Source organism: Hymenobacter nitidus (assembly GCF_020447315.1).
GTDB classification, from domain to species: domain Bacteria; phylum Bacteroidota; class Bacteroidia; order Cytophagales; family Hymenobacteraceae; genus Hymenobacter; species Hymenobacter nitidus.
Window position 1 is genome coordinate 281,966 of the sequence record NZ_JAJADQ010000005.1, and the last position, 23,210, is coordinate 305,175.

Sequence of the window (23,210 nt, forward strand, 5' to 3'; positions counted from 1 at the left end):
AGATGGGAGGGAGGGAGGCCGCCGGATTTCTTCTCGCAGATACCCAACTGCTTACCCGCTAGTAGCAGGAAAAACGCGCTTTTGATTTGGAAAAGGAAGAATATGCCGTAGCTTTGCATCCCAATCCACGCACGGTGACGTGACCGAGTGGCTAGGTAGAGGTCTGCAAAACCTCCTACAGCGGTTCGAATCCGCTCGTCACCTCTCTTTATTTTAGTTCCTGTTTTCAGTAGCTCTGTGCCCCGGTCGATTAGCCCCGACCGGGGTTTTTGCTTTTAGCCCGGTCGATATAGCGGATTACCCATATTTTTTGACTGGTATTTATACGCAGGCAGTGCGGTTGATTGCCTGAGGGTGAAAGGGTTTGGAATAAATGCGTAAAACCGCCTGCCCAGCGAGTTTCCTGAATCATTATCCCTACATTTCATTTCCGCGTAAAAGCGCGCACGCAAGTATTCCCTTTCTGCCTTTCACCCTATGAGAATTATTGATCTCCGCACCATGCGCGGCCCCAGCTACTGGTCAGTTAAACATCACAAGCTGATTGTGATGAAGGTAGAGCTGGAAGACCAGGCTGATCTGTGGTCGAACCACTTTCCCGCGCTAGCCGAGCAACTACCCACTCTTTTGCCCGAACTGGGCCAGACGCCCGCTACGGAAACGGAGAAGTCGGTGTACAAGCACCCGCCCCTGACTACGGACCAACTGCTCGATGGGGAGCCGCTGGGCCACGTTATTCAGCACGTAGCCCTGGCCCTGCAGCGCATGGCGGGCATGCCCGTGTACTGGGGCAAGTCGTACCCGGCCCACCAGCCCGGCGTTGACTTTGTCGTATTTGCCTACCAGGAAGAGCGGGCCGGTCGGGTTGCGGCCGAATCGGCGGTGCAGCTGGTCGAGGACTTGTGCCAGAATCGGCCCGTAAACGTGAAGGCCATTGTGGATGAACTGCACGAAATCCGGGAAGACGAGTTCGTGGGGCCCAGCACCTGGAGCATCGTCTCGGAGGCCGCCTCGCGCAACATTCCCTACATTCAGCTCAAGAATAGCAATATTATTCAGCTGGGCTATGGCGTCAATCAGAAGCGCATCTGGGCCACGACCACCAGCTATACCTCGCACGCGGGCGTAGAAGTGGCCGGCAATAAGAACCGCACCAAGGCCATGCTGAAGGATGCGGGCGTGCCGGTACCTAAGGGCACTACCGTGTACTCGGAAGACGGCCTGCGCGACGCCATCGACGAGCTGGGCTTTCCCATCGTGACCAAGCCCCTGGATGGCAACCACGGCAAAGGCGCTACCATTCGCATTATGAACTGGGATGATGCGGTAGAAGGCCTGAAAGCTGCCCAGGCGTATTCACGGGCCGTTATTGTCGAGCAGTTCATTGAAGGCGACGACCACCGTTTGCTGGTGGTTGATGGCAAGCTCATTGCCGCCGCCCGCCGCACGCCGGCCGCCGTAACGGGCAACGGCACCAACACGATTCAGGAGTTGATCAACGAAGTGAACAAGGACCCGCGGCGCGGCATCGGCCACGAGAAGGTCCTGACGAGCATCAAAGCCGACCAGCACACGCTGGATATTCTCCGGGCCCAGGACCTGACCCTGGAATCGGTGCTACCGGAAGGCAAGCAGCTCTACCTGAAAAGCACGGCCAACATCAGCACCGGCGGTACCGCAACCGACGTTACCGACCTGGTGCACCCGTATAACGTATTGCTGGCCCAGCGCGTGGCCGGCATCATCGGCCTCGATATCTGCGGCATCGACGTGCTGACTTCTGACATTGCTATTCCGCTGAATGAGACGCGCGGAGCCGTAATTGAGGTAAATGCCGCGCCGGGTTTCCGGATGCACATTTCGCCCGCCGATGGCCTGCCACGCAACGTAGCCGAGCCGGTGGTAGACATGCTGTTCCCGCCCGGCAGCAACGCCCGGATTCCCATCTTCGCCGTAACGGGCACCAACGGCAAAACCACCACCACCCAGCTTCTGGCGCACATCGTGGCCTCCAAGGGTTATAAGGTAGGGCATACCACTACCAGTGGCATTTACATTCAGGGAGTGCAGCTACAGAGCGGAGACTGCACCGGCGGGCAGAGCGCCGAGTTTGTGCTCAAGGACCCAACCGTGAACTTCGCCGTGCTCGAAACGGCCCGCGGCGGCATGCTGCGCTCCGGTCTGGGCTTCCATACCTGCGACGTGGCTGTGGTAACCAACGTAGCCGCCGACCACCTGGGTATGCGCGACATTCACACGGTGGAGGAAATGGCCCAGGTGAAAGGCGTGTTGCCCCGCACGGTGCGTAAGAATGGCTGGGCGGTGCTCAATGCCGACAACGACTTGGTGTATGCCATGCGTGAGAAGCTGGAGTGCCGGGTAGCGTTGTTCAGCATGCACGAGCACTGCGCCCGGATTCGGGAGCACGTCGAAAACGGCGGGCTGGCAGCCGTGTATGAGGAAGGCTACATCACCATCTATAAGAACAGCTACAAGCTGCGCATCGACCGGGCCGCCGAGTTCCCGATTACGTTTGGGGGCCGGGCTACCTTTAACATCGAAAATGCCCTGGCCGCGGCCTTGGCCTGCTACTGCTACGGCTTCGACAAGGACGACATCAAGCTCGCCCTGCGTACGTTCGTGCCCTCGGCCAGCAAGACGCCAGGCCGGATGAACTACTACAAGTTTCCCAACTTCGAGGTCATCGTGGATTATGCCCACAACACGCACGGCATTGAGAAATTCGCCGAATTTCTTGATGCCACCGAAGCCACGCACAAAGTAGGGGTGGTATCGGGTCTGGGCGACCGGCGCGACGAGGACACGCTGAGCTTCTCACGCGTGGCCGGCCGCATCTTCGACGAAGTAGTGCTGCGCCAGGACCGTGACCTGCGCGGCAAGACGAAGGAAGAGTTGAAGGAAATCATGACCCGTGGGCTGCGCCTGGACAAACCCGATTTGCCTATCACTTACATCGAGGAAGAAATGCAGGCCATCGACCACGTGCTGGAAACCGCTAAGCCCGGCTCAGTGGTGGTACTGTTCACGGAAAACATCAGTGCCACGACCAAAAAGCTGGAAGAGTTTGAAGCCCGCAGCTCAGTAGCTGCTTCGTAGCTACCATGCCTGGCATACGGCCAACAAAAAAAGCCCTGCGTCAGCAGGGCTTTTTTTGTTGCTATGAATACATTCAACCCGGGCTTATTTCAGCGTGAAGGTCGATTTGCCGATCATCACGCCACCGGAGTACAGCTCTACGGTGTGCAGGCCGGTTTTGTAGCCGGCGCCTTTAGCGTACACAAACTGCACGGGCTGGCGCGTGTTGTCGAACACGATGTCCTGCTTGGCCGTGTAGAAGGCCTCCGCGCCGTCAATCATGAACGTGCCGCCGCCGGTGCTCAGATTGTAGAGCGCCGCGCCGTCGGGCTCAATCAGGCGCATCATGATTTCCTTGGTTTCCTTCGGCGACACGTCGTTGCGGGCCAGGTTAAAGGTCACTTTCACTTTCTCCACCCGCTTGGCCCGGAACTCGTTGTCGTCGTCGTCCTTCTCCTTGTTGCGAGAGTTGATGACGCCCACCCGAATGTTTTCCGCCTGCAGGCGCGAGGCAATGGTCACTTTCTCGCTCAACTCCTGGTTGGAGCGCACAACGGTCGTGATGGTATCCGTCAGCTTGTTCTGCCGCTCCTTCAGGGTCGTGGTTTCGGTGTAGAGCGCTTCGTTGTCGCTCTTCAGCTGGGCAATTTCCTCGTCTTTCTTCCGCAATTGATTTTCGAAGCTGGCGGCCCGCTGCTTAAAGCGCTTCTGCTCCGAAATGGAGAAGCTGCCGGCCTTAAAGGAGCGCAGTTTCAGCAAATCGGCATTAATGGCGGCAATTCGGGCTTCGAGCGAGTCGTTGGCCAGGCCCATGCCCTGCACTTCCTGGCTTTGGCGCTCGAAGTCGGCCTTCAGCGTTTCGTACTGTTTAATCTGCTCTTCCAGCTTCGAGTCCTTTACTTTCAGGTCGGCCGTGAGCTGCTCATTCTGTTTGCCCTTCTGCTGGTTCATGTAGAACAGCAAACCGTTAATGCCCAGCAGGACCAGGATAAGGGCCACAATCAGCAGGACACGGTTGTTGTTCTTTGGCTCGGTGCTTTGGGTTTGTTCCATTGCGGGAGGGGGTTAAATGAAGCCCGGACAGTCCGGACGGTGGGTTACCTTTATGCACAAAAATAAAGGGATTGCCTACCTGGGCAAGTTTCGCGAATAAATACTACATCCGCATGCAATTGGATTCACCGCTTGATGCCGCGTATTGGAGTGCGCGCTACGCTCAGGGGCAAACCGGCTGGGATACCGGCGCCATAACGCCGCCCCTGCTGAATTATTTTCTGCAGATGCGACTGCCCCGCACCGCCCGGATTCTGATTCCGGGGGCGGGTCGGGGGTATGAGGCTGAGTATCTGCATGCTGCGGGGTACGACCATGTTTTCGTGGCTGATATAGCTCCCGAGGCCTTACGTGACCTGCAGGCGCGGGTTCCGGGTTTCCCCGCCACGCACCTGCTGGAACAGGATTTTTTCGCGCTGCCCACCGCGCCGCCCTACGATTTAATCGTGGAGCAAACTTTTTTCTGCGCCCTCGACCCCAGCCTGCGCCCGGCCTACGCCCAGCAGTGCGCCGCGCTGCTCCGGCCCGGTGGCACGCTCATGGGCCTGCTCTTCGATACGGAGTTCAGCCCGCCCGGCCCGCCTTTTGGGGGCAGCCGGGCCGAATATGAATCGTATTTTGCGCCCTATTTCGACTTCGTCCATTTTGAAACTGCTACCAACTCCATCAAGCCGCGGCAGGGTAAGGAACTGTTCATCTGCTTGAAAAAGCGCCAATAAGCCCATGAGCCGACCCCCAACCGCGTTTTCACGACTCATTGCCTTGCTGGGCAAAGTGTTGAACGTAGTGATGCTTGTAGTGTGCGGCGGTGCTACTATTTGGGCCGGTCAGCTGTATTTGGCCCGGCGCGCCTTGCCCTACACAGGGGCCGGCACGTATTTCAACGCCAACAACGGCGTCACTTATGACGCGCAACTGGTGGGCGTGGCTTTGGGTTTAGCTGTGCTCTTTGGCCTTCTGACGCTGTTGCTGCTGCTATCCGCCTATCGGCTGTACGCCCGGCCTTCCCGCCACAGAACCCGCTGATTCTCCTTTAATTAAATCTTGTTTGCTTTCCTTCTCCATGATAGAATCCCTAACCGCCGCTCTGCCTCATTTCCGCAATACCAACTCCGGCCAGTTTTTCCTGATGGCCGGGCCCTGCGTTATTGAGGGCGAGGACATGGCCCTGCGCATCGCCGAAAAGGTGAAGCACATGACCGACAAGCTCCAGATTCCCTACATCTTCAAGGGCTCGTACCGCAAAGCCAACCGCTCGCGCCTCGACTCCTTCACCGGCATCGGCGACGAAACGGCCCTGCGCATTCTGCAGAAAGTAGGTCGTGAAATCGGGGTGCCGACCGTAACCGATATTCACGAGTCGGACGAGGCCGCGCTGACCGCCGAATACGTGGATGTGCTCCAGATTCCGGCCTTCCTGTGCCGCCAGACCGATTTGCTGGTGGCCGCCGCCAAAACCGGCAAGGTGGTCAACGTGAAGAAAGGCCAGTTTCTGAGCGGCGAGTCCATGCAGTTTGCCGTCGATAAGATTCAGCAGTCCGGCAACCAGCACGTGATTCTCACCGACCGGGGCAACTCCTTTGGCTACTCCGACTTGGTAGTCGACTTCCGCAACCTGCCCGCCATGCGCAGCTTCGGGGTGCCGGTGGTAATGGACGTGACGCACTCGTTGCAGCGCCCCAACCAAAGCAGCGGCGTCACCGGTGGCCAGCCCGCCCTGATTGAAACCATTGCCAAAGCTGCCATTGCCGTGGGTGCCGATGGCCTGTTCATCGAAACCCACCCCACGCCCGCCACGGCCAAATCGGACGGCGCCAACATGCTGGCCCTGGATCAGTTGGAAGAGTTGCTCGTGAAGCTGACCCGCGTGCGGGATGCTATTCGGTAGGCAACGGGTATGGACCTGTTGTTAAGCCAGCTCCGACGGAATAATCTGGCCGTCTTCGTCTTTGCGATTTATGCCCTAGGCTGGTTGGCAGTGGCATTCCTATCGGCTAGTGGCCGCGACAGTACTACGCTGCATGGCTGTGGGCGGGGTACCCTGATGGTATACCCGCTGCTATATGGCGGAGCGGCCTCGCTGTTCTACTGGCTGGGCATTCTGCTGACCGCTGTTTTCTCTCAGCAGAACCGCTCGTTCCTGTTTGCGCTGTTAGTGGCAGCGGTGCTATGGCCTGTGCTGTTGGTGGCAATACTATAGGTTGCAGCCCAAAAAGAGCCGTTCCGGAGCCAGAAAAGGCTGCGGGGCGGCTCTTGGTTTTAGGCCGACAGGTGCTTCACACGGTTCAGCAGCTTGTCCACGGCATTATCAAAGCGCAGGATAAAGTGCTGCTTGGGTTGGTTCTTCCGGAAGAATACCAAGCCGATAAAGAACAGATCTATCGTCAGGCGCACGTCGGGGTAGGCTTTGATAGTGGTCCAGGCCTGCTCCATTTCCGCTGACCAGTGAATGTCGTCCAGAATAAAAACGCTCTGGTCGGTGCGGTGGGCAAGGCACTGCTCGAAGTAGCGCACCGTGGGCTCGTAGCGGTGGTTGCCGTCGAAAAAAGCAAAGTCGATGGGGCCGGGCAGGGTCGCCAGGGTAGGCGCCAAAGTGTCGTCCAAATTGCCTTCTATCACCTCAATGTTGCCCAGTGCCAATTCCGCGAAAGTCTGGCGGGCCACGGCGGCAGTTTGCGGACAGCCTTCGAAGGTGATAACCCGGGCCTGGGCGTAAGGCGCCGCCAGATAAGCAGTGGTAAGCCCAAGCGACGTACCCAGCTCCAGAATGACGCCGGGCCGAAAGTGGTTTACCAGCCGGAACAGCAGCTGCCCAAACTGCCGGGGCTTGGCGGCGGTGCGGGCAATGCTGCTCAGGCGGCGCTGCCGTCCGGCTCCGGTATGGGAGCCGGCACCAAAGTCGCGCACCGTAATGAGTGTATCATCCCGCAGCAGGGCCTGCCGCCGCGCCTCAATCGGGGCGAAGGCCGCGAAGCTGCCTGCGTGGTTGATGACGTGGGCGTAGAGCCCAAAAACGAACGGGGAATGCAACCCATGTGCATTCCCCGAGCGGAGTAAAAAACGGATGTAGCTGAAAGCCTGGAAAAACAAGAATCAGTGCGTAGGGCCTGGGCTTGGTGCTCAGGATTCATAAATCCTGGTTCGTGCCCGGCACCAGGCGCCCGGCACAGAGCACGTAAAACTTAATTTAGACGGTAAGGGACTACCAGCGTAAATTCGGGAATTTCGACGCTGAACTCCCGGCCATCCACGAGGCGCTCCATCTGGTAGGAGCCGCGCATCTTGCCCAGCCCCGATTTGAGGTTGCAGCCCGACACGTACTGGTGCGAGTCGCCGGGCTCGAGCACAGGCTGCTGGCCCACCACGCCTTCACCTTCCACTTCCCGCACTACGCCATTGGCATCGTAGATGTACCAATGCCGCCGAAGTAGCTTTACAGTGTATTCGCTGCCGTTGAGAATATCAATCTTGTAGGCAAACACGTAATGCTCCTGGGCCGGGCTGGAGTAGTCAGGCAAGTAATTGGTCGTAACGCTAACGGTAACGCCCTGCGTAGTCGTCGTATTCATGGCTCCTGTGCGGTTCTGTGAAGGACTAACAACAGTGTCCGGAAATTGGTTTATCTACGCAGCGGCGGCCCCACAAGGCTGGCCACACCGCAAAAAAACTTTCCCCTTATGTCCGTAAAGATAGAAGAAAGCTGGCGCAAGGTACTCGCCGACGAGTTCGAAAAACCATATTTTCACCATCTCATTACGTTTGTCCGCGGCGAATACGCTACGACCACAGTTTACCCGCCCGGGCCCGCTATTTTTCATGCTTTCGACGCCTGCCCGTTCGAGCAGGTGAAGGTCGTTATTCTGGGCCAGGACCCATATCATGGCAAGGGGCAGGCCAATGGCTTGTCGTTTTCGGTAGCTGATGGCGTGCGTACGCCGCCTTCCCTGCAAAACATCTTCAAGGAGCTGCAGGACGATATTCCAACCTCGATGCCGCCCGTCAATGGCAACCTGGACCGTTGGGCCCAGCAGGGCGTACTGCTGCTGAACGCCACTCTCACAGTGCGGGCCAAAGAGCCCGGGTCCCACCAGAAGAAAGGCTGGGAGCAATTCACCGACGCCGTCATCCAGCGCATCTCCGACGAAAAAGAGCACGTCGTGTTCATTCTCTGGGGAGCTTACGCGCAGAAGAAGGGCGAAGTCATCGACGAGAAAAAGCACCTCGTCATCCGCTCGGCTCATCCCTCGCCCTACGCCGCCGACCGGGGCTTCTTTGGCTCCCGCCCCTTCAGCAAAGCCAATGAGTACCTCAAGCAGCACGGCTTGCCACCGATTAATTGGTAAACCACGGATTTGACGGATTAGTCGGATTTTGTGGACGATTACCCGCAAGCAAAAAGGCCACCCGCACGGGTGGCCTTTTTGCTATACCTATTTTCGGAGGAAGTACGGGCGGACAGCCGCGCCGTCCACAAAAGCCAACTAATCCGTGGTTTAGTCGATAAAGTTGAACAGGCGGCTCCAGCGGATTTTGTGGAAGAAATCGGCGTAGGGGTCAACCGACATCCAGATCAGCACGGCCTTGCCCACGATGTGGTCGGCGGGCACGAAGCCCCAGTAGCGCGAGTCGAGCGAATCGTGGCGGTTGTCGCCCATCATAAAGTAGTAATCCTGCTTGAAAGTGTAGCTGGTCAGGGGCTTGCCGTTTTGCAGCAGCACGCCGTTTTGCATGGTCACGCCCTCATTATGCTCGTAGCGCATGATGATTTTCTGGTAGATAGGCGTGTTTTCGGGCGTAATCTGCACCGTCTGGCCCTCCTTGGGCAGCTGCAGGGGGCCGTAGTTGTCCTTGTTCCAGGTTTTGGCCACGCCCGTCATTGAGGGCGTGCTTTTCGGATAGTCAGGGTTGTTGGGGAAAACCTCCGCTTCGCCCTGGCCGGCTGGCACCTTATCAATCACCACGCCTTTGATGAAAGGCTGCTGCTTGAAGTATTCGGCCGTTTTGGGTGTGGCATCTACCACGTAGGCGGGGCCAATCTGCGTCATCTGGGCCTGCGGCACGCCGTTGGGGCTGTTGAAGTCCGAAATGCCCTGGTCTTGGAATACCTTGTCGCGCACGGGCTCAGCTACCTGCAGGAAGTAGCGGTTCTGGCTCTGGGCCGGGTTGACGGCCGGCTTGCCGTTCACATACACCTGCATGTCCTTAATCTCCAGCACGTCGCCGGCCACGGCCACGCAGCGCTTAATGTAGTTGGTGCGTAGGTCGGCGGGGTGCTCCATTTCGAAGGGCACATTGAACACAACCACGTCGTTGCGCTTCACTTCCGAGAAGCCCGGCAGGCGGTAGGAGGGCAGCTGAATAGCATCGGAGTAGCTTTTCAGGCTGGAGCCCCAGAGCGTCTGGTGGGTCAGGGGTACCTGTAGTGGCGTCTGGGGCGTGCGGGGGCCGTAGTGCAGCTTGCTTACAAAGAGGTAGTCGCCCACCAGCAGGGAGTGCTCCATCGAGGGCGTCGGGATGGTGTAGGCCTCGAACGTGGCCCAGCGAATGAGCGTGGCGGCCACCACGGCAAACAGAATGGCATCACCCCACTCCCGGAAAAACCCCTTGGGCTTCTTGGTGGGCGTGGTGGTATTGTTGGCGGCAGCGGTGTTGGCAGCGGCGAGGCGCTCTTCCCAGGATTGAACGGCCATAAGTCGGCAAGGTGAAAGCAAAGGACAGCCCGGTCAGGCTGCCGTAGAACGCTGTAATATCTGAATAATTACGCGGGGACGATATAGTTTGCCCACGATTCAGGCCGCTGGCGGGCCAGCAGCCATCCGGCTCAGGCGTATTACAATCCCAGCAGATCTTTCATTCCAAAAACGCCCCGGTGACTGGGCAGCCACTCGGCAGCCAGCAAAGCTCCCAGCACAAACCCGTCGCGGGAGTGGGCCTCGTGCTTGAGCTCGATCTGGTCGACCTCGGAGGAGTAGGTCACGATGTGGGTGCCGACCACCTTGCCCGTGCGCTCGGAGAGAATGGCTAGCTCGTTGGCAGCCGCCGTGGGCTCGTTGCGCCAGGTGGTTTTGCCGGGGAAGTTGCGCAGAATACCTTCGGCAGCCGTCAGGGCCGTGCCGCTGGGCTGGTCTACTTTCTGGGTGTGGTGAATTTCGCGCACCTGCACGTCGTAGCCACCAAACTGATGCATTTTGGCGGCTATGTACTCGTTGAAGTGGAAAAACAGGTTCACGCCCACGCTGTAGTTGGAGGCGTAGAACAGGGCACCGTTTTTTTCCTGGCACAGGGCCTGGGCTTCGGCAAAGTGGTGCAACCATCCCGTAGAGCCGCATACCACCGGGATGCCCTGCTCGAGGCAAGCCATTACGTTGGCAAAAGCCGCGTCGGGGTGGGTGAATTCAATGGCCGCGTCCACGGTGGTGGAGTCGAAGTCGGCAATGCGGACTTCGGAGCGGGAAGGGTCGACGATACCAACAATCTGGTGGCCACGGGCCACCGCTTGGGCTTCGATGGCCTGGCCCATTTTGCCGTAGCCAATCAGGAGCAGCTTCATTCAGTGGGGCGCTTGGGGCGCGTATTGGTCAGGGTAAGAGTAAGGGAGAGGCCCGGCGTCAGCGGAGCGGAGGGCATCCACAGCATGGTGGGCTGCCACTGCAGGCTCAAATCGTCGCTGATGTCGAAGTCCTTCAGGTGGGCATCAACTACGGCATCGAGAATGTTGAGGGCGTAGGCAATGCCGATGTAAAAGTAGAACTGGTCGCGCGGGGTCCGGTAAGTTGTCAGGGCCCGGTAGATGTTGGAGCTGTCGAGCCGGGCGGCGTTGGGGCCGGCGTCGTCCTTACTCGTATTCGGGTCGCCGTCCTTCTGGTAGGCATCGGCCAGCTTAAACTCCTTGTAGAGGCGCTGGTAATACAGCTCCCCGTAGATGGTGCCGCCCACCGCCCCGTACACCAGGGGCAGCTTCCAGTACTTGCGGTTGTAAATCTGGCCGGCGCCGGGCAGAATAGCCGATAGAATACCGGCTTTCTTGGGCCGGGTCATCGATACGCCAAACAACTTCTCGGTCCGCCGCGACTCTTTGGTTATCACCGGGCTGCCCACCACCGCTGAATCAGGACCGGCCGTTACGATTTGGGCGCAGACCGGCCCTGCCAGTGGCAGCATAGCCAGCAGCCCCAAGGCAGCCAGTCGGTTCCGATTCAACATAAGCAAGAGGTTAGGCAGGTTGCAGAATGTGCAGGATGCGCTGCATGTCTTCTACTGAGTCGAACGCAATTTTGATTTCCCCATTGCCCTGGGGGCCGGGCTTCACCAGGACTTTGCTGCCAAACCGGTCGGAGAGGAACCGCTCGGTGCGGCGCAGCTCGGCTACGGGAATGTGCACCTGAGTTTCCTGCACGGCCTGGGCATTGGGGGCATCGGCTTTCTTGGGCGCGGCCAACCCGGCGCGCACCAGCTGCTCTACCTTGCGCACCGAGAGCTCCTCGGCCACGATGCGGTGAAACAGGGCCAGCTGCTGCTCGGCGTCGTCGATGTTGATCAGGGCGCGGGCGTGGCCCATCGAAATTACCGTGTCGCGCAGGCCAATCTGGATATCGGGGGGCAGCTTGAGCAGGCGCAGGTAGTTGGTTACGGTCGAGCGGTTCTTGCCTACCCGGTCGCCCAGCTCCTCCTGCTTGAGGTTACACTCGCTCACCAGCCGCTGATAGCTCAGGGCAATTTCGATGGCGTTGAGGTTTTCGCGCTGAATGTTCTCAATCAGGGCCATTTCCAGCATCTGCTGGTCGTCGGCCTTGCGGATGTACGCCGGAATCGAATCGAGGCCGGCCAGCTTGGAGGCCTGCAGGCGCCGCTCACCCGAAATGAGCTGGTAGGCGTTGGTGCCGGTCTGGCGCACCGTCACGGGCTGAATGATGCCCTGAATCTTGATGGATTCGGCCAGCTCCTGCAGCGCCTCCTGGTCGAAGTGGGTACGGGGCTGGTAAGGGTTGGCCTCAATCTGCCCGACGGGAATAAAGCCCACCGAGTTCATGGGGTGGGGCACTAAACCGACCCGGTCACCTTTCTTCTCGTAGCTTCCCTCAATCAGGGCGTTCAGGCCGCGGCCCAGGCCCCCAATCTTGCGTTTGGCTGCTGCGGGAGCGGCCACCGGAGTGGTTTTCTCTTCGTTCTTCTCTGACATACCGACATTCAGCTCCCACCCAATGCCAGGTGAAAGCGGGAGTCAAAAATACACAAACCCAGGGGATGAGGCGGAAAAAATGTTCCACGGCACCTAAAAAATCGTGGAACGTTGTCGGCGGCGGCCTCCGCCGGGCCGGGCTTCCGAAGGCAAAGGGCTACTGGGATGGGCGTTACTCCTGGCTCCGGCAGGCTGCGGGCCGTGCCAAAAGGCGGCAAAAGAAAGAGCCGCCCCGGCCGGAAGCGGGAGCGGCTCTGGTTGGTTTCAGCCTACCACTGCGGATTCTGCTGCAGCCGGTTCAGGTCGACTTCCGTTTGCAGCAGCGGCAGCAGGCGCGACTTGCCCGGCACAAAGTTGTTGAAGTCCGGGTCGCGGGCCTTGAGCAGATTCACCGAAGCCGCATCATCGAGCAAGCCCCAGCGCTGCAGGTCAAACCAGCGCACTCCCTCGCCCGTCAGCTCCGTCACCCGCTCGTGCATCAGCTGGGTGCGCAGCGCGTCCCGCGTCAGGGTGGTGGGCAGGGGGGCCAGGCCGGCGCGCTGCCGCACCCTGTTTACCAGCGGAATGGCCGCGCCCGGGTTGTTCTGCTCATTCAGCGCCTCGGCCTGCAGCAGCAGCACGTCCGCCAGGCGCATCACCCGGTGATTGATGGGCGAGTCGAAGTCCTCGAAGGCACGGTAGTAGTCGGTCTGGTACTTGCGCCAGTACACGCGGGTGCGGTTGCGGGCGTCTTTGCCGTAGCGGGTCAGAAAGCCGGTGCCATAGACCAGCGTGTCGGCGTCGGCGGGCAAGGCCGAAGGAAACAGGGTCTGGTCGCGGCGGTTGTAGAACACGGTAGCGGCCAGGCGCGGGTCGCGCTGGCCGGCGGTGGTGGGGTCCTGCAAAAACTCGCGCACTACCCAGGGCCGCACCTCGCCGTCGTTGAAGCCAAAGCCGGGTACGCCCCAGAACTGGGAGCGTTGGCCGCCCTGCGAGGACGTCGCATCGGGGCCCCCGCCGGCGTCGTTGCCGCCCTTCTTCTCGTCGGAAAACTGCACCTCGAAGATAGACTCCTTGTTGTTTTCGGTGGTGTGGCGGAAATTGTCGGCGTAGTCGGGCACCAGGTCGTACTGCGGCATGCTGATAACCTGGGCGAACTGCACCTGGGCTTCGGCCCAGCGCTTGTTCTGCATGTGGGTCTTGCCCAGCAGCGTGAGGGCGGCCCCCTTGGTGGCCCGGCCCACGTCGGGGCCGGTGTAGGTGGCCGGCAGGTCGGCCTGGGCGGCCGTCAGATCGGTTACGACCAGAGCCCACACGTCGGCTTCCTTGCCCTGGGGGCTGGTCTGGTTCAGGTTAGTGGAATACTGCGTCACGAGGGGCACGTTGCCGTAGAGCGACACGAGGTTGAAGTACGACAACGCCCGCAGAAACCGGGCTTCGGCCACGATGCGCTTCTGCAGCTGCGCGTCCATGCCCTGGATGGTGGGCACCCGGTCGATAACCTGATTGCAGCGGAAAATAGTGCGGTAATGGTCGCGCCAGATGTTGTTCGACACCTCAAAGTCGTAATTCGTCTGGATAAAGTGGGTGAAGTTGGCCAGCTCGCCCCAGGGGCTTTGGCTGAAGCCGGTGTCGTCGCGCAGGTCGAAGGCGAAGTGGAGCCAGCGCCGGTACATACCCAGCCCCTGCAGGCCGGCGTAGCAGGCCACCGAGCCCCTAACGGCATCGTCACTGGTTTTCCAGCTCAGCTCGGTTAGGGGTAGATTGGGGTTTTGCTGGTCGAGCAGGTCTTTTTCGCAGGCGGTGGCGCTCAGCAACAAGGTGCCGGCCAGGCCCAGACGCTGCAGAAGAGGTAGCAGGGAAGCTTTCATATTGGGAGCTACTTAGAAGTAAGGGAAACCAGGCCTAGAAACCCGCCTGCAGGCCCAGCGTGAAAGAGCGCAGGTTGGGGTAGGAGCCCTCATCCACGCCGCGGGCCAGGTTGTTGCCCAGGGTATTGAAGACGCCGCTGCCCACCGTTTCGGGGTCGTAGCCGGTGTAGTCGGTCACCGTAAACAGGTTCTGGCCGGTAGCAAACACCCGCAGGGAGGCCACGTACTTGGTGCGTTCGAGCCAGGGCTTGGGCAGGCTGTAGCCCAGCTGCACGTTCTTCAGGCGTAGGTAGGAGCCGTCTTCGAGCCAGCGCGTCGAGTTAAACCGGGCGTTGTTGCCGGCCGCATCCCCGTTCTGGGGCCCACCCGACTTAATGGCCCGCGGCGTAGAAGTCGAGGGGTTAGTCGGCGTCCAGGGGCTAAAGTCCGCGCGGTAGTTGCTGTTGTCGGCCGTGTTATCGGTCAGAAACCGGCTCAGGTTCATCACGTCGTTGCCCTGCACGCCCTGCACGAAAGCCGTCAGGTCGAAGCCGCCGTAGCCCAGAGTCAGGTTCAGGCCGTACTGCAGCTTCGGGAACACCCGCCCCACGTGGGCCCGGTCCTTCTCGTTAATGACGCCGTTGTTGTCGATATCCTTGTAGCGCACGTCACCCGGGGCCAGCCCCGCCGGAATGTTGCTTTCCCCGGTCTGGTAGATGCCGTCGAACTGGTAGAGGTAGAACGAGCCCACTTCGTAGCCCACTTCGGTCCGGGTAATGTCGCGGGGGCCGCCGTTGAAGAAGTTGGGCGCTCCGGAGCCTTCTGCCCCCGACGTGCCCAGGTCCAGCACCTCGTTTCGGAGCGTGGTCAGGTTGGTCGTGGCCCCGTAGCGGAAGGTATTGCGGTTGTCGTTGTAGCCGAGCACCACCTCAAAGCCGGTGTTTTCCAGCTCGCCCAGGTTGCGGTAGGGGTTGTCGCCGGCGTTGCCCAGGGTCAGCGGCAGGTTGGGGTTCACCAGCGCCCCCAGGGTCCTCGACACATAGTAGTCGGCCGACAATGTCAGCCGGTTGTCTAGAAAACCAGCGTCGAAGCCGACGTTGGTCGTGTTGCGGCTTTCCCACTGAATGCCCGTGCTGGCGTAGCTGGTTTGAATGGCGCCGTTCTGGATGACGCCGCCCAGCACGTAGTTGGCGTTGGTGTTGAGGAAACCCTGCGAATTGTAGTTGCCGCCGAACAGGCCGCCGAGCAAATCGTTGCCCAGGCGGCCGTAGGAAGCCCGTAGCTTCAGATCGGAAATGGCAGTAATACCCTCAAAAAAGCCTTCCCGCGACACCCGCCAGCCCACGGATGCCGCCCCGAAGTTGCCCCAGCGCCGGCCGGCCTCGAAGCGCGACGACCCGTCGCGGCGGTAGGCGGCCGTCAGCAGGTAGCGCTGGTCGTAGTCGTAGGTGGCCTGGCCAAAAAAGGACTGCTTGCCCCACACGTACGACGTGCCGATGGCCTGGGGCGTGGTGGTGCCCGCACTCAGCTCCCAGAAATAAGTCGGGCCGGTGCCGTAGCCGAAGTTTACGCCCCGCGTGAAGTCCTGCTGGAAGCGCTGCTGACTGTAGCCGCCCACCACCGTCAGGTTGTGGTTGCCGAAGCTCTTGTCGAAGGTGAGGGTATGCTCGGCCATGCCAAACAGCTCGTTGCCCTGGTTTTCGCCGAAGTTCGAGAGCTGGGTGATGTCGTTCTGCCGCCAGATGCCGTACTGCCGCTTCTGCTGGTCGTGGAAGGCGTGGAACTCGGTGGCCAGGTTGAGGCGGTAGCGCAGGAAGTCGAAAATGGACACTTCGCCGTACACGTTGCCCTGCAGGCGGTTGGAAGTGCCCGTGTCGTTGAGCAGCTCCTGGGACGCAATGGGATTCAGGCCAAACGTGCTGGCGTTGCCATTGCCGATACCGAAGCCGCCGGGCGTAGCAGGGTCATACACCCGGATGACGGGCAGCATCTGCACCACGTTGTAAAATGGTGAACCGTAGAAGGGAATAACGTTCAGGCGGGTCTGGTTGGTGCGCGACAGCATGGCGTTTTCCCCAAACCGGAACCGCCCCCGGTTGAAGCCCGTGTTGACGCGGACGCTATAGCGCTCAAACTCCGGCCCCCGCACCGTGCCCGTCTGCTTGAAGTAGCCGCCCGCCACGTTGAAGTTCGAGTTGGGCCCGCCGCCCGAAAAGCCCAGGTTGTAGTCCTGAATCGAGCCCTGCTGGAAGAATTCCTCCTGCCAGTCGGTGTCTACGCCGGCCGGGATGTTGACGGCAAACGGCTGGCGGGCCAGCCCGGCATTGTCGTACGCCTGGTTGTTGATGGCCGCCCACTGCTGCGCGTTCATCAAATCCAGGCGGCGTACCAGATTCTGCACCCCGCCGTTCACGCTGAAGTTCACGGATGTGTCTCCCGACTTGCCTTTTTTGGTCGTGATGATAATGACGCCATTCGCTCCCGACGCCCCATACGGTGCCAGGGCCGCCGCATCCTTCAGCACCTGCACCGATTCCACGTCGGCGGGGTTGAAGTCGCGCTGCCCGCCCTGGCTTTGCACCCACAGCCCGTCGATAACGTAGAGCGGGCCGCTGCCGCTGGCAATGGTGCCCAGGCCGCGGATGTTGATGTTGGGCGCCTGCCCTGGCTGCCCGGAGTTGTTGACCTGCACGCCCGGCAGCCGGCCCTGAATGGCTTCCCCCACGGAAGCTACCGGCGCCCGGCGCACTTCCTGGGCACTCACGCTGGCCACCGAGCCGGTCACGTCCTGGCGGTTCTGGGTCAGGTAGCCCACTACCACCACTTCGCTGAGCTGCTTGGCGTCCACGGCCAGGGCCACGTTCACCTCGCTGCGGCCACTGACCGGCACATCTTGGCTCAGGTAGCCCACGAAGGAAAACGTCAGCGTGGCGTTATCGGCTACGGTGAGGGTGTAGCGGCCATCGGCGTCGGTGGTTGCCCCGTTGGTCGTGCCTTTTTCGAGCACGGTTACGCCGGGCATTGGCTGGCCTTTTTCGTCCAGCACCCGCCCACTGACGGGCGTAGCTACCGGGGCCAGTGCAAGAGAAGCAGCCGGAACAAGCAGGGGTGCGGGAGCCGCGGGGGCGGCTACTGCCGCGAGCAGCAGCCCGCAGAATGCCACACACGCTGCGAGCCTGCTGATTTTGAGTAAGGTATCTTTCATAAAGTGGGTAGATAGATGGGGTGGAGGGAAAGCACAAGCCCTGCAAACGTTTGCAGGTATAATGCTCAGCTGCACTGTGCGGTGCAAGAGGTGGAGCCAGGAAAAGGGGCCAGCGTCCTGCTGCCGGGTGTCGGGCAGACGCTTTCGGGAGGGTCAGGTGATAGGGGCTACCGTAGTGGGTGGCGGTCAGGGCCTATCTTTGCTCAGAAGTTAGCAGTACAATGTAAGATATAGCTATGAAAATATATAAAATATTAGTATTAAAATCCTATTGTTGTGCTTGTGCTCAACACTGCAGCCTCTACTTTTGGGTTGCCAACCCGGCCGTATGAAACCCGCCACCGGTACATCGGCAGCTGCTTTCCCGTCACCTTTTTTTGCTTGCATTATGTCCTCCCGTCGTGATTTTCTGCAACAGGCCACGGCTGGGCTGGCCACCCTGGCTTTGCACAGTCAGGCCCTAGCCCGCGCAGCGGCCCGCACCTACACCAATCCGGTGTATGCCGGCCAGTTTCCCGACCCGTTTGTGCTGCGGCACCAGGGGCGCTACTACGCCTTCGGTACCACCGGGCAGGGGCGGACAACGGATGGGCGGATTTTCACGGTGCTTACCTCGGCTAACCTAGTCGACTGGAAGCCCGCCGGTGGGGCTTTAACCCCGCCCGAAGGGGCGCAAGGAGCCGACTTCTGGGCCCCGGAGGTGATGTTCCACGCCGGCACCTTCTACATGTACTACTCCATGGGCGGCGGGGCCATTGGCGCCTCCGTGGGGCACCGGCTGCACGTGGCCACCAGTAAAACGCCGCAGGGGCCCTACACCCAGGTAGCCCTGCTCGATGTGCCCGCCAGCAAGTTTACCATCGATGCCCACCCGTTTCAGGACACCGACGGGCAGTGGTATCTGTTCTATGCCCGCGACTTTATCGACTCCGACAACGGCTACCGCCCCGGCACCGGCCTGGTCGTCGACCGGCTGCTGGATATGACGCGGCTGGCGGGGGAAAGCCGCACCGTGATGCGGGCCCGCCACGACTGGACGGTGTTCGAGAAAAACCGCCTCATGCCGCTCTACGACAACCGCACGTTTGCTGAGTGGCACACGCTGGAAGGGCCTTTCGTGCGCCGGCACGCCGGCAAGTACTACTGCTTCTACAGCGGGGCCAACTTCCTCACCCCCCGCTACGGCGTCGACTACTGCGTGGCCGACTCAGTGCTGGGACCTTATTCTGATGCCGGCGCCGAAAAAGGGGCGCGGGTGCTGGCTGCGGTGGCCGGGCACGTGCGCGGCCCCGGCCATCATTCGCACGTGCTAAGCCCGGATGGCAAAACCGAATACCTCGTGTACCACGCCTGGGACAAAGCCATGAAGGAGCGGCAGCTCTGCATCGACAAGCTGGCCTGGACACCGCAGGGCCCCCGGTGCCAGGGCCCGACGTACACGCCGCAGCCCTTGCCCTCGTGACAATGGCTGCTGACCTTGTGGCAATGAGCACTGAATAGGTATCAATGCTCCGTGGCGAGGTGACAATGACCATTGACCTCGTGACAATGGCTGCTGCCCTGGTGTCAATGACTACTGACCTCGTGACAAGGCGTTCTGTCCGGGTGACAATGGCTGCTGACCTAGCGTCAAGGCATATTGACCGGGTGTCAATGGGTTATGTCGGGCATGCAGCGCTTTTGGAAGGCAGATGGCGCGGGCTAATTCGCAGCGGAACTGCTCAAGCATAGTGGCCACTCGGTATAGCCGAGCGACTGCGGGGACTGTGGGAAAGAATAGAGAGTAGCACACTTTGTAGGTGGCGCTACTGGTAGGAGGCAGCAAAGAAAAGGCCCGCAGAATGTGTGGGCCTTTTCTTTTAGAATACTTAAGCAATGAACTTATACAATTGCGTTGCTGGCCGCTTCCGGCGTAGTGGGTATGCTACTCACCTGTAATTGGTGCTCGAAATCACGAAACCAGACCAGACGGCCACTAATTATGCTATTTAAAGCGGGATAATCGTCTGGAAATGTCATTCTGCCTGTACCAAGATCATACACTTCTATAAGCACCGGGAATACTAAGCCAGCGTCATAAAATACTCCATACTGAGTGCGGGTAATGACTCGGCCCGTGAGAATAGAACCAATGGGCAGCTGTTGCTTTAGCTGCTCCCAAGCCGCTACCTGTGCTTCCCGAGTTGGAAACGGGTTGACCGCGAAAGGTGAGTCGTCAACGGTTTCCCAAGTCATCGGCTCAGACTTTACGCTGCCTCACCTTCAGCGGCTTCCGGCGCTCCGGCTTCCACGTTCTTCTCCACGATTTCGCGGGCCAGGTTCAGGTAGCTGATGCTGCCTTTGCTTTCCGCGTCGTGCAGGATAACGGGAATGCCGAAGGAAGGTGACTCCGAGAGTTTCACGTTGCGCGGGATGATGGTATCGAAGACGAGCTGCTGGAAGTGCAGCTTCACTTCTTCCACCACCTGGTTGGACAGGCGCAGGCGCACGTCGTACATCGTGAGCAGGATACCCTCGATTTCCAGCTCCTCATTCAGGCGGCTCTGGATGATCTTGATGGTGTTGAGCAGCTTGCCCAGGCCTTCGAGGGCGAAGTACTCGCACTGCACGGGCACAATCACCGAGTGGGCGGCCGTCAGGGCATTCACCGTAATCAGACCCAGGGACGGCGAGCAGTCGATGATAATGAAGTCGTACTGGTCAATGAGGGGGCGCAGGGCATCCTTCATCTTTTCCTCCCGGTTGGGCAGGTTGATCATCTCCACCTCGGCGCCGACGAGGTCGATGTGGGAAGGCATCAGGTCGAGGTGGGGCAGGATGTTGGTGTTCAGGATGATATCCTGGGCATTGATGCCATCCACCATGCACTCGTAGATGCTGTTCTCGATGTCCTTCGGGTCGAAGCCCACGCCCGAGGTGGCGTTAGCCTGCGGATCGGCATCCACCAGGAGCGTCCGGTACTCCAGCGCCGCCAAACTGGCTGCCAGGTTGATGGCCGAAGTGGTTTTGCCGACTCCGCCCTTCTGATTGGCTACCGCAATGATTTTTCCCATGAGTTGTAGAAGCTGTGAGCTACGTTAAAGATAGCCGTTAGCTTGTCGATAGTTAATGTTCAAAGGTAAAAAGCTGGCTGCAATGAAGCGGCGGCCGGCCTTTTACAGGGTAATGGTTTCGCCGACTTTCATCAGCACCAGCTCTTTGCCGGCCACCGAAGCTTTGGCCTGCGCTTCGGCGTGGTCGATGGCAATGGGGGGGAAGGTGTCGAAGTGCATGCCCACGATTTTGCCGGTGCCGGTCCAGTCGGCCGCTACCAGCGCATCGTCGATACCCATCGTGAAATGGTCGCCGATGGGCAGCAGGGCCACGTCCAGCTTGTACCGCTCGCCGATGAGCTTCATGTCGTAGGTCAGGGCCGTGTCGCCGGCGAAGTACAGCGTCTTGCCTTCCGACTCGATGACAAAACCAGCCGCCAGACCGGCGTAGGAGCCGTCGGGCAGGGAAGAGCTGTGAGCCGCGGCCACCATTTTCACCGTGCCGAAGGGCAGCGTCACGGTGCCGCCCAGGTTCATCTGGTAGGTGGCTTTCAGGCCTTTTTCGCCAAACCAGCTGAGCAGCTCGACCATACCCAGCAGCTCGGCACCGGTGTTCTGGGCAATTTCCACCGTATCGGCCACATGGTCGCCGTGGCCGTGGCTCAGGAAAATGTAGTCGGCCTGGATGGCAGCCACGTCGATGTCCTTGGCCAGCGGGTTGGGCCGGATGAACGGGTCGAAGAGGATTTTGCTGCCACCGGTTTCGAGCAGAAAGCTTGCGTGGCCGTAATACGTCAGATTCATAGAAGAGCGGTTGGCCGGGAGTTGGGTAAGAGGCGGCGGGGCGAAAACACTGCCGTAAAAAAACAACCCTTGGCGGAAAGACAACAACTATTAGCCAAAAGCTAGTAGCTATACGCTTAGTTTTGCACAAATATAAGTGATTCCCCCGTTCTCATGCTGTCGTCCACCCGTCGTTTTGCCGGTTATGTTGTCCCGTTGCTCACGGCATTAGCCAGCTGTGGCCGCCCCGACCAAACCACCGACGCAAGGCGGGTTTTTCGCTACAACCAGCCCGAGGCCCTGACCTCCCTGGACCCGGCTTTTTCCAACAAGCAGGCCAATATCTGGGCCGTGACCCAGCTCTACAACGGCCTGGTGGAGCTGGACTCGACCCTGCAGCCGATACCTTCCCTGGCCCGCCGCTACGATATTTCCGCCGACGGCCGGCACTACACTTTCCATCTGCGGCCGAACGTGCGGTTTCACGATGCCGAGGTGTTTGCCGGCGGCAAGGGCCGGGCGGTGGTAGCCCAGGACTTTGTGTACAGCTTCCGCCGGCTGCTCGATGCGCCCACGGCCAGCCCTGGCGGGTGGATTTTCCGGGGGAAGGTTCTGGAAAAGGAGGGCGGCGAGCCGTCGGATACCTGCTTCGTGGCCGTGAATGACTCCACGCTGCGCATTCATTTGCAGGCGCCGTTCATTCCGTTTCTCGGGATTCTGGCCATGCCCTACGCCTACGTGGTGCCGCGGGAGGCTGTGGCCAAATACGGCAAGGACTTTCGGGAGCACCCGGTGGGCACGGGGCCGTTCATCTTTAAGGAGTGGGACGAGGGCAACGCCATTATCTACCACCGCAACCCAACCTACTGGAAAAAGGACGAGCAAGGCCAGCAGCTGCCCTACGTGGATGCCGTGCAGATCAGCTTTATCCAGGACCGCAAAACCGAGTTTCTGACCTTTATGCAAGGCAAGCTCGACTTTCTCTCCGGTATCCGGGCTGGCTCGCGCGACCTTATCATGCATCCCGACGGCACCGTGCGGGAAGATTTCCAGGGCAAGTTTCGGCTCCAGAAAGCACCGTACCTGAACACCGAGTACCTGGGCTTTCAGCTCGACCCGACCAACCTGCGCGGGGACGCGGCCAACCCCGCCCTGCGCGACAAACGGGTGCGGCAGGCCCTGAGCTACGCCCTGAACAAGCCCGAACTCATTGCCTACTTCCTCAACAACGTGGGCGTGCCGGGCCACTCGGGCTTTGTGCCCTCGTCGTTGCCGTCCTACAGCGAGCAGCTGGTGCCGGGCTATACCTACCAGCCCCAAAAGGCCCGGGAATTGTTGGCCGCCGCCGGTTTTGGGCCGCAGAATCCGTTGAAGCTGCGCCTGGGTACGGTGGCCGAGCGCAAGGAAGTGTGCGAGTACCTGCAGAAGAAGTGGGCCGAAGTGGGCGTACAGGTGAGCATCGAAGTGAACCAGTCGGCGGCCCAGCAGGAAATGGTGGACAACGGCCGGGCGGCTTTCTTCACCAAAAGCTGGCTGGGCGACTACCCCGACGCGGAAAACTACCTGGCCTTGTTCTACAGCAAGAACTTCGCCCCGGCTGGGCCCAACAAGACCCACTTCAAAAGCGCCGAGTATGACCGGCTCTACGAGCAGGCCATCCGGGAGCAGAACGTGCAGAAGCGCTACGCTCTTTACCAGCAGATGGACCGCCTCGTGGTGGCCGAGTCGCCGGTCATTCCGCTCTACTACGACCAGGTGGTGCGCCTGACCCAGAACAACATCCGGGGCCTGACGCCCAATGCCATGAACCAGCTCATTCTGGAGCGGGTGCGCAAGGAATAAAGGTTGTATTGCCGGGGGACTTATTAAACTAAATGTACTGGTGCGTATGAAAAAGGCTGTTTATCTACTGCTACTTACCGTTGTGGGGGTAAGTGCCTGCTCCGACCAGAAAACGGAGGAGCCAGCTCCCGTGCCGCCTCCTGAACAGGAGCTTGAGCCGCGGCCGGCGAAACCTCGTAAACTAATAGCGG

The 23,210-nt window shown here is 60.0% G+C and carries 20 protein-coding genes and 1 tRNA gene; 9 read left to right on the plus strand and 12 right to left on the minus strand.

Annotated elements, in window-relative coordinates; all coding sequences use genetic code 11:
* The first annotated feature begins 133 nt into the window (after positions 1-133).
* Both LGH70_RS11745 and cphA read left to right on the plus strand, forming a co-directional pair.
* Positions 134-204, plus strand: a tRNA-Cys gene (locus LGH70_RS11745).
* A gap of 273 nt (positions 205-477) precedes the next feature.
* A complete protein-coding gene (cphA, locus tag LGH70_RS11750) occupies positions 478-3,117 on the plus strand; it encodes a cyanophycin synthetase (RefSeq protein WP_226185782.1) in 2,640 nt (879 codons plus the stop codon).
* A gap of 84 nt (positions 3,118-3,201) precedes the next feature.
* On the opposite strand, the gene LGH70_RS11755 is transcribed toward cphA, so the two are convergent.
* Positions 3,202-4,149 (minus strand): hypothetical protein, encoded by a 948-nt coding sequence (locus tag LGH70_RS11755; protein ID WP_226185784.1) that lies wholly within the window; start codon positions 4,147-4,149, stop codon positions 3,202-3,204.
* Between the two features lie 113 nt (positions 4,150-4,262).
* Here LGH70_RS11755 and LGH70_RS11760 point away from each other — a divergent pair, with 113 nt between their 5' ends.
* The 4 genes from LGH70_RS11760 to LGH70_RS11775 are packed head-to-tail and all read left to right on the plus strand — an operon-like array spanning position 4,263 to position 6,349.
* Complete coding sequence (locus LGH70_RS11760) at positions 4,263-4,868, plus strand: methyltransferase domain-containing protein (RefSeq protein WP_226185786.1); 606 nt, start codon at positions 4,263-4,265, stop codon at positions 4,866-4,868.
* A gap of 4 nt (positions 4,869-4,872) precedes the next feature.
* Positions 4,873-5,175, plus strand: coding sequence for a hypothetical protein (locus LGH70_RS11765; protein WP_226185788.1), 303 nt, complete (start codon positions 4,873-4,875; stop codon positions 5,173-5,175).
* A 37-nt stretch (positions 5,176-5,212) separates the two neighbouring features.
* The gene (gene kdsA / locus LGH70_RS11770) at positions 5,213-6,037 is read left to right on the plus strand and encodes a 3-deoxy-8-phosphooctulonate synthase (protein WP_226185790.1); all 825 of its coding nucleotides are present in this window, start codon (positions 5,213-5,215) and stop codon (positions 6,035-6,037) included.
* Between the two features lie 9 nt (positions 6,038-6,046).
* Entirely contained in the window at positions 6,047-6,349 is a 303-nt protein-coding gene (locus tag LGH70_RS11775) for a hypothetical protein (protein WP_226185792.1), read from the plus strand.
* A 59-nt stretch (positions 6,350-6,408) separates the two neighbouring features.
* On the opposite strand, the gene LGH70_RS11780 is transcribed toward LGH70_RS11775, so the two are convergent.
* Entirely contained in the window at positions 6,409-7,179 is a 771-nt protein-coding gene (locus LGH70_RS11780) for an O-methyltransferase (protein ID WP_226185794.1), read from the minus strand.
* Between the two features lie 152 nt (positions 7,180-7,331).
* Complete coding sequence (gene apaG, locus LGH70_RS11785; protein WP_135398069.1) at positions 7,332-7,718, minus strand: Co2+/Mg2+ efflux protein ApaG; 387 nt, start codon at positions 7,716-7,718, stop codon at positions 7,332-7,334.
* Positions 7,719-7,826: 108 nt separating this feature from the next.
* Between apaG and LGH70_RS11790 the strand changes: the two genes are divergently transcribed.
* A complete protein-coding gene (locus tag LGH70_RS11790; RefSeq protein ID WP_226185796.1) occupies positions 7,827-8,492 on the plus strand; it encodes a uracil-DNA glycosylase in 666 nt (221 codons plus the stop codon).
* 150 nt (positions 8,493-8,642) lie between these two features.
* Here the strand turns inward: LGH70_RS11790 and lepB are convergent, their stop codons facing one another.
* From lepB to LGH70_RS11820, 6 genes are all read right to left on the minus strand, one after another.
* A complete protein-coding gene (lepB, locus tag LGH70_RS11795) occupies positions 8,643-9,839 on the minus strand; it encodes a signal peptidase I (protein WP_226185807.1) in 1,197 nt (398 codons plus the stop codon).
* A gap of 140 nt (positions 9,840-9,979) precedes the next feature.
* Entirely contained in the window at positions 9,980-10,699 is a 720-nt protein-coding gene (gene dapB, locus LGH70_RS11800; RefSeq protein WP_226185810.1) for a 4-hydroxy-tetrahydrodipicolinate reductase, read from the minus strand.
* A complete protein-coding gene (locus LGH70_RS11805; RefSeq protein ID WP_226185811.1) occupies positions 10,696-11,352 on the minus strand; it encodes a DUF5683 domain-containing protein in 657 nt (218 codons plus the stop codon). The genes dapB and LGH70_RS11805 overlap by 4 nt, the downstream gene beginning before the upstream one ends.
* Before the next feature lie 10 nt (positions 11,353-11,362).
* Positions 11,363-12,328 (minus strand): ParB/RepB/Spo0J family partition protein, encoded by a 966-nt coding sequence (locus tag LGH70_RS11810; RefSeq protein WP_226185812.1) that lies wholly within the window; start codon positions 12,326-12,328, stop codon positions 11,363-11,365.
* Positions 12,329-12,597: 269 nt separating this feature from the next.
* A complete protein-coding gene (locus LGH70_RS11815) occupies positions 12,598-14,178 on the minus strand; it encodes a RagB/SusD family nutrient uptake outer membrane protein (protein ID WP_226185813.1) in 1,581 nt (526 codons plus the stop codon).
* Between the two features lie 34 nt (positions 14,179-14,212).
* Entirely contained in the window at positions 14,213-17,362 is a 3,150-nt protein-coding gene (locus tag LGH70_RS11820) for a SusC/RagA family TonB-linked outer membrane protein (RefSeq protein WP_226185818.1), read from the minus strand.
* 388 nt (positions 17,363-17,750) lie between these two features.
* On the opposite strand from LGH70_RS11820, the gene LGH70_RS11825 reads away from it, so the two are divergent.
* Complete coding sequence (locus LGH70_RS11825; protein WP_226185820.1) at positions 17,751-18,824, plus strand: glycoside hydrolase family 43 protein; 1,074 nt, start codon at positions 17,751-17,753, stop codon at positions 18,822-18,824.
* A gap of 419 nt (positions 18,825-19,243) precedes the next feature.
* On the opposite strand, the gene LGH70_RS11830 is transcribed toward LGH70_RS11825, so the two are convergent.
* From LGH70_RS11830 to LGH70_RS11840, 3 genes are all read right to left on the minus strand, one after another.
* Complete coding sequence (locus LGH70_RS11830; RefSeq protein ID WP_226185822.1) at positions 19,244-19,597, minus strand: hypothetical protein; 354 nt, start codon at positions 19,595-19,597, stop codon at positions 19,244-19,246.
* Positions 19,598-19,608: 11 nt separating this feature from the next.
* Positions 19,609-20,415 (minus strand): ParA family protein, encoded by an 807-nt coding sequence (locus LGH70_RS11835; protein ID WP_226185824.1) that lies wholly within the window; start codon positions 20,413-20,415, stop codon positions 19,609-19,611.
* 102 nt (positions 20,416-20,517) lie between these two features.
* Entirely contained in the window at positions 20,518-21,198 is a 681-nt protein-coding gene (locus tag LGH70_RS11840) for a metal-dependent hydrolase (RefSeq protein ID WP_226185826.1), read from the minus strand.
* A gap of 153 nt (positions 21,199-21,351) precedes the next feature.
* Between LGH70_RS11840 and LGH70_RS11845 the strand changes: the two genes are divergently transcribed.
* Positions 21,352-23,019, plus strand: a complete 1,668-nt coding sequence (locus LGH70_RS11845; RefSeq protein WP_226185828.1) for an ABC transporter substrate-binding protein — start codon at positions 21,352-21,354, stop codon at positions 23,017-23,019.
* Positions 23,020-23,210: the final 191 nt, after the last annotated feature.

Excerpts from the sequence above, each read along its gene's own strand:
- LGH70_RS11790 (WP_226185796.1), top strand. The coding sequence starts at position 7,827 with ATGTCCGTAAAGATAGAAGAAAGCTGGCGCAAGGTACTCGCCGACGAG.
- LGH70_RS11840 (WP_226185826.1), bottom strand. The coding sequence starts at position 21,198 with ATGAATCTGACGTATTACGGCCACGCAAGCTTTCTGCTCGAAACCGGT.
- LGH70_RS11845 (WP_226185828.1), top strand. The coding sequence starts at position 21,352 with ATGCTGTCGTCCACCCGTCGTTTTGCCGGTTATGTTGTCCCGTTGCTC.
- LGH70_RS11765 (WP_226185788.1), top strand. The coding sequence starts at position 4,873 with ATGAGCCGACCCCCAACCGCGTTTTCACGACTCATTGCCTTGCTGGGC.
- LGH70_RS11825 (WP_226185820.1), top strand. The coding sequence starts at position 17,751 with ATGTCCTCCCGTCGTGATTTTCTGCAACAGGCCACGGCTGGGCTGGCC.
- LGH70_RS11815 (WP_226185813.1), bottom strand. The coding sequence starts at position 14,178 with ATGAAAGCTTCCCTGCTACCTCTTCTGCAGCGTCTGGGCCTGGCCGGC.
- kdsA (WP_226185790.1), top strand. The coding sequence starts at position 5,213 with ATGATAGAATCCCTAACCGCCGCTCTGCCTCATTTCCGCAATACCAAC.
- dapB (WP_226185810.1), bottom strand. The coding sequence starts at position 10,699 with ATGAAGCTGCTCCTGATTGGCTACGGCAAAATGGGCCAGGCCATCGAA.
- LGH70_RS11775 (WP_226185792.1), top strand. The coding sequence starts at position 6,047 with ATGGACCTGTTGTTAAGCCAGCTCCGACGGAATAATCTGGCCGTCTTC.
- lepB (WP_226185807.1), bottom strand. The coding sequence starts at position 9,839 with ATGGCCGTTCAATCCTGGGAAGAGCGCCTCGCCGCTGCCAACACCGCT.
- LGH70_RS11820 (WP_226185818.1), bottom strand. The coding sequence starts at position 17,362 with ATGAAAGATACCTTACTCAAAATCAGCAGGCTCGCAGCGTGTGTGGCA.
- LGH70_RS11835 (WP_226185824.1), bottom strand. The coding sequence starts at position 20,415 with ATGGGAAAAATCATTGCGGTAGCCAATCAGAAGGGCGGAGTCGGCAAA.
- LGH70_RS11810 (WP_226185812.1), bottom strand. The coding sequence starts at position 12,328 with ATGTCAGAGAAGAACGAAGAGAAAACCACTCCGGTGGCCGCTCCCGCA.
- LGH70_RS11755 (WP_226185784.1), bottom strand. The coding sequence starts at position 4,149 with ATGGAACAAACCCAAAGCACCGAGCCAAAGAACAACAACCGTGTCCTG.
- apaG (WP_135398069.1), bottom strand. The coding sequence starts at position 7,718 with ATGAATACGACGACTACGCAGGGCGTTACCGTTAGCGTTACGACCAAT.
- LGH70_RS11830 (WP_226185822.1), bottom strand. The coding sequence starts at position 19,597 with ATGACTTGGGAAACCGTTGACGACTCACCTTTCGCGGTCAACCCGTTT.
- cphA (WP_226185782.1), top strand. The coding sequence starts at position 478 with ATGAGAATTATTGATCTCCGCACCATGCGCGGCCCCAGCTACTGGTCA.
- LGH70_RS11805 (WP_226185811.1), bottom strand. The coding sequence starts at position 11,352 with ATGTTGAATCGGAACCGACTGGCTGCCTTGGGGCTGCTGGCTATGCTG.
- LGH70_RS11760 (WP_226185786.1), top strand. The coding sequence starts at position 4,263 with ATGCAATTGGATTCACCGCTTGATGCCGCGTATTGGAGTGCGCGCTAC.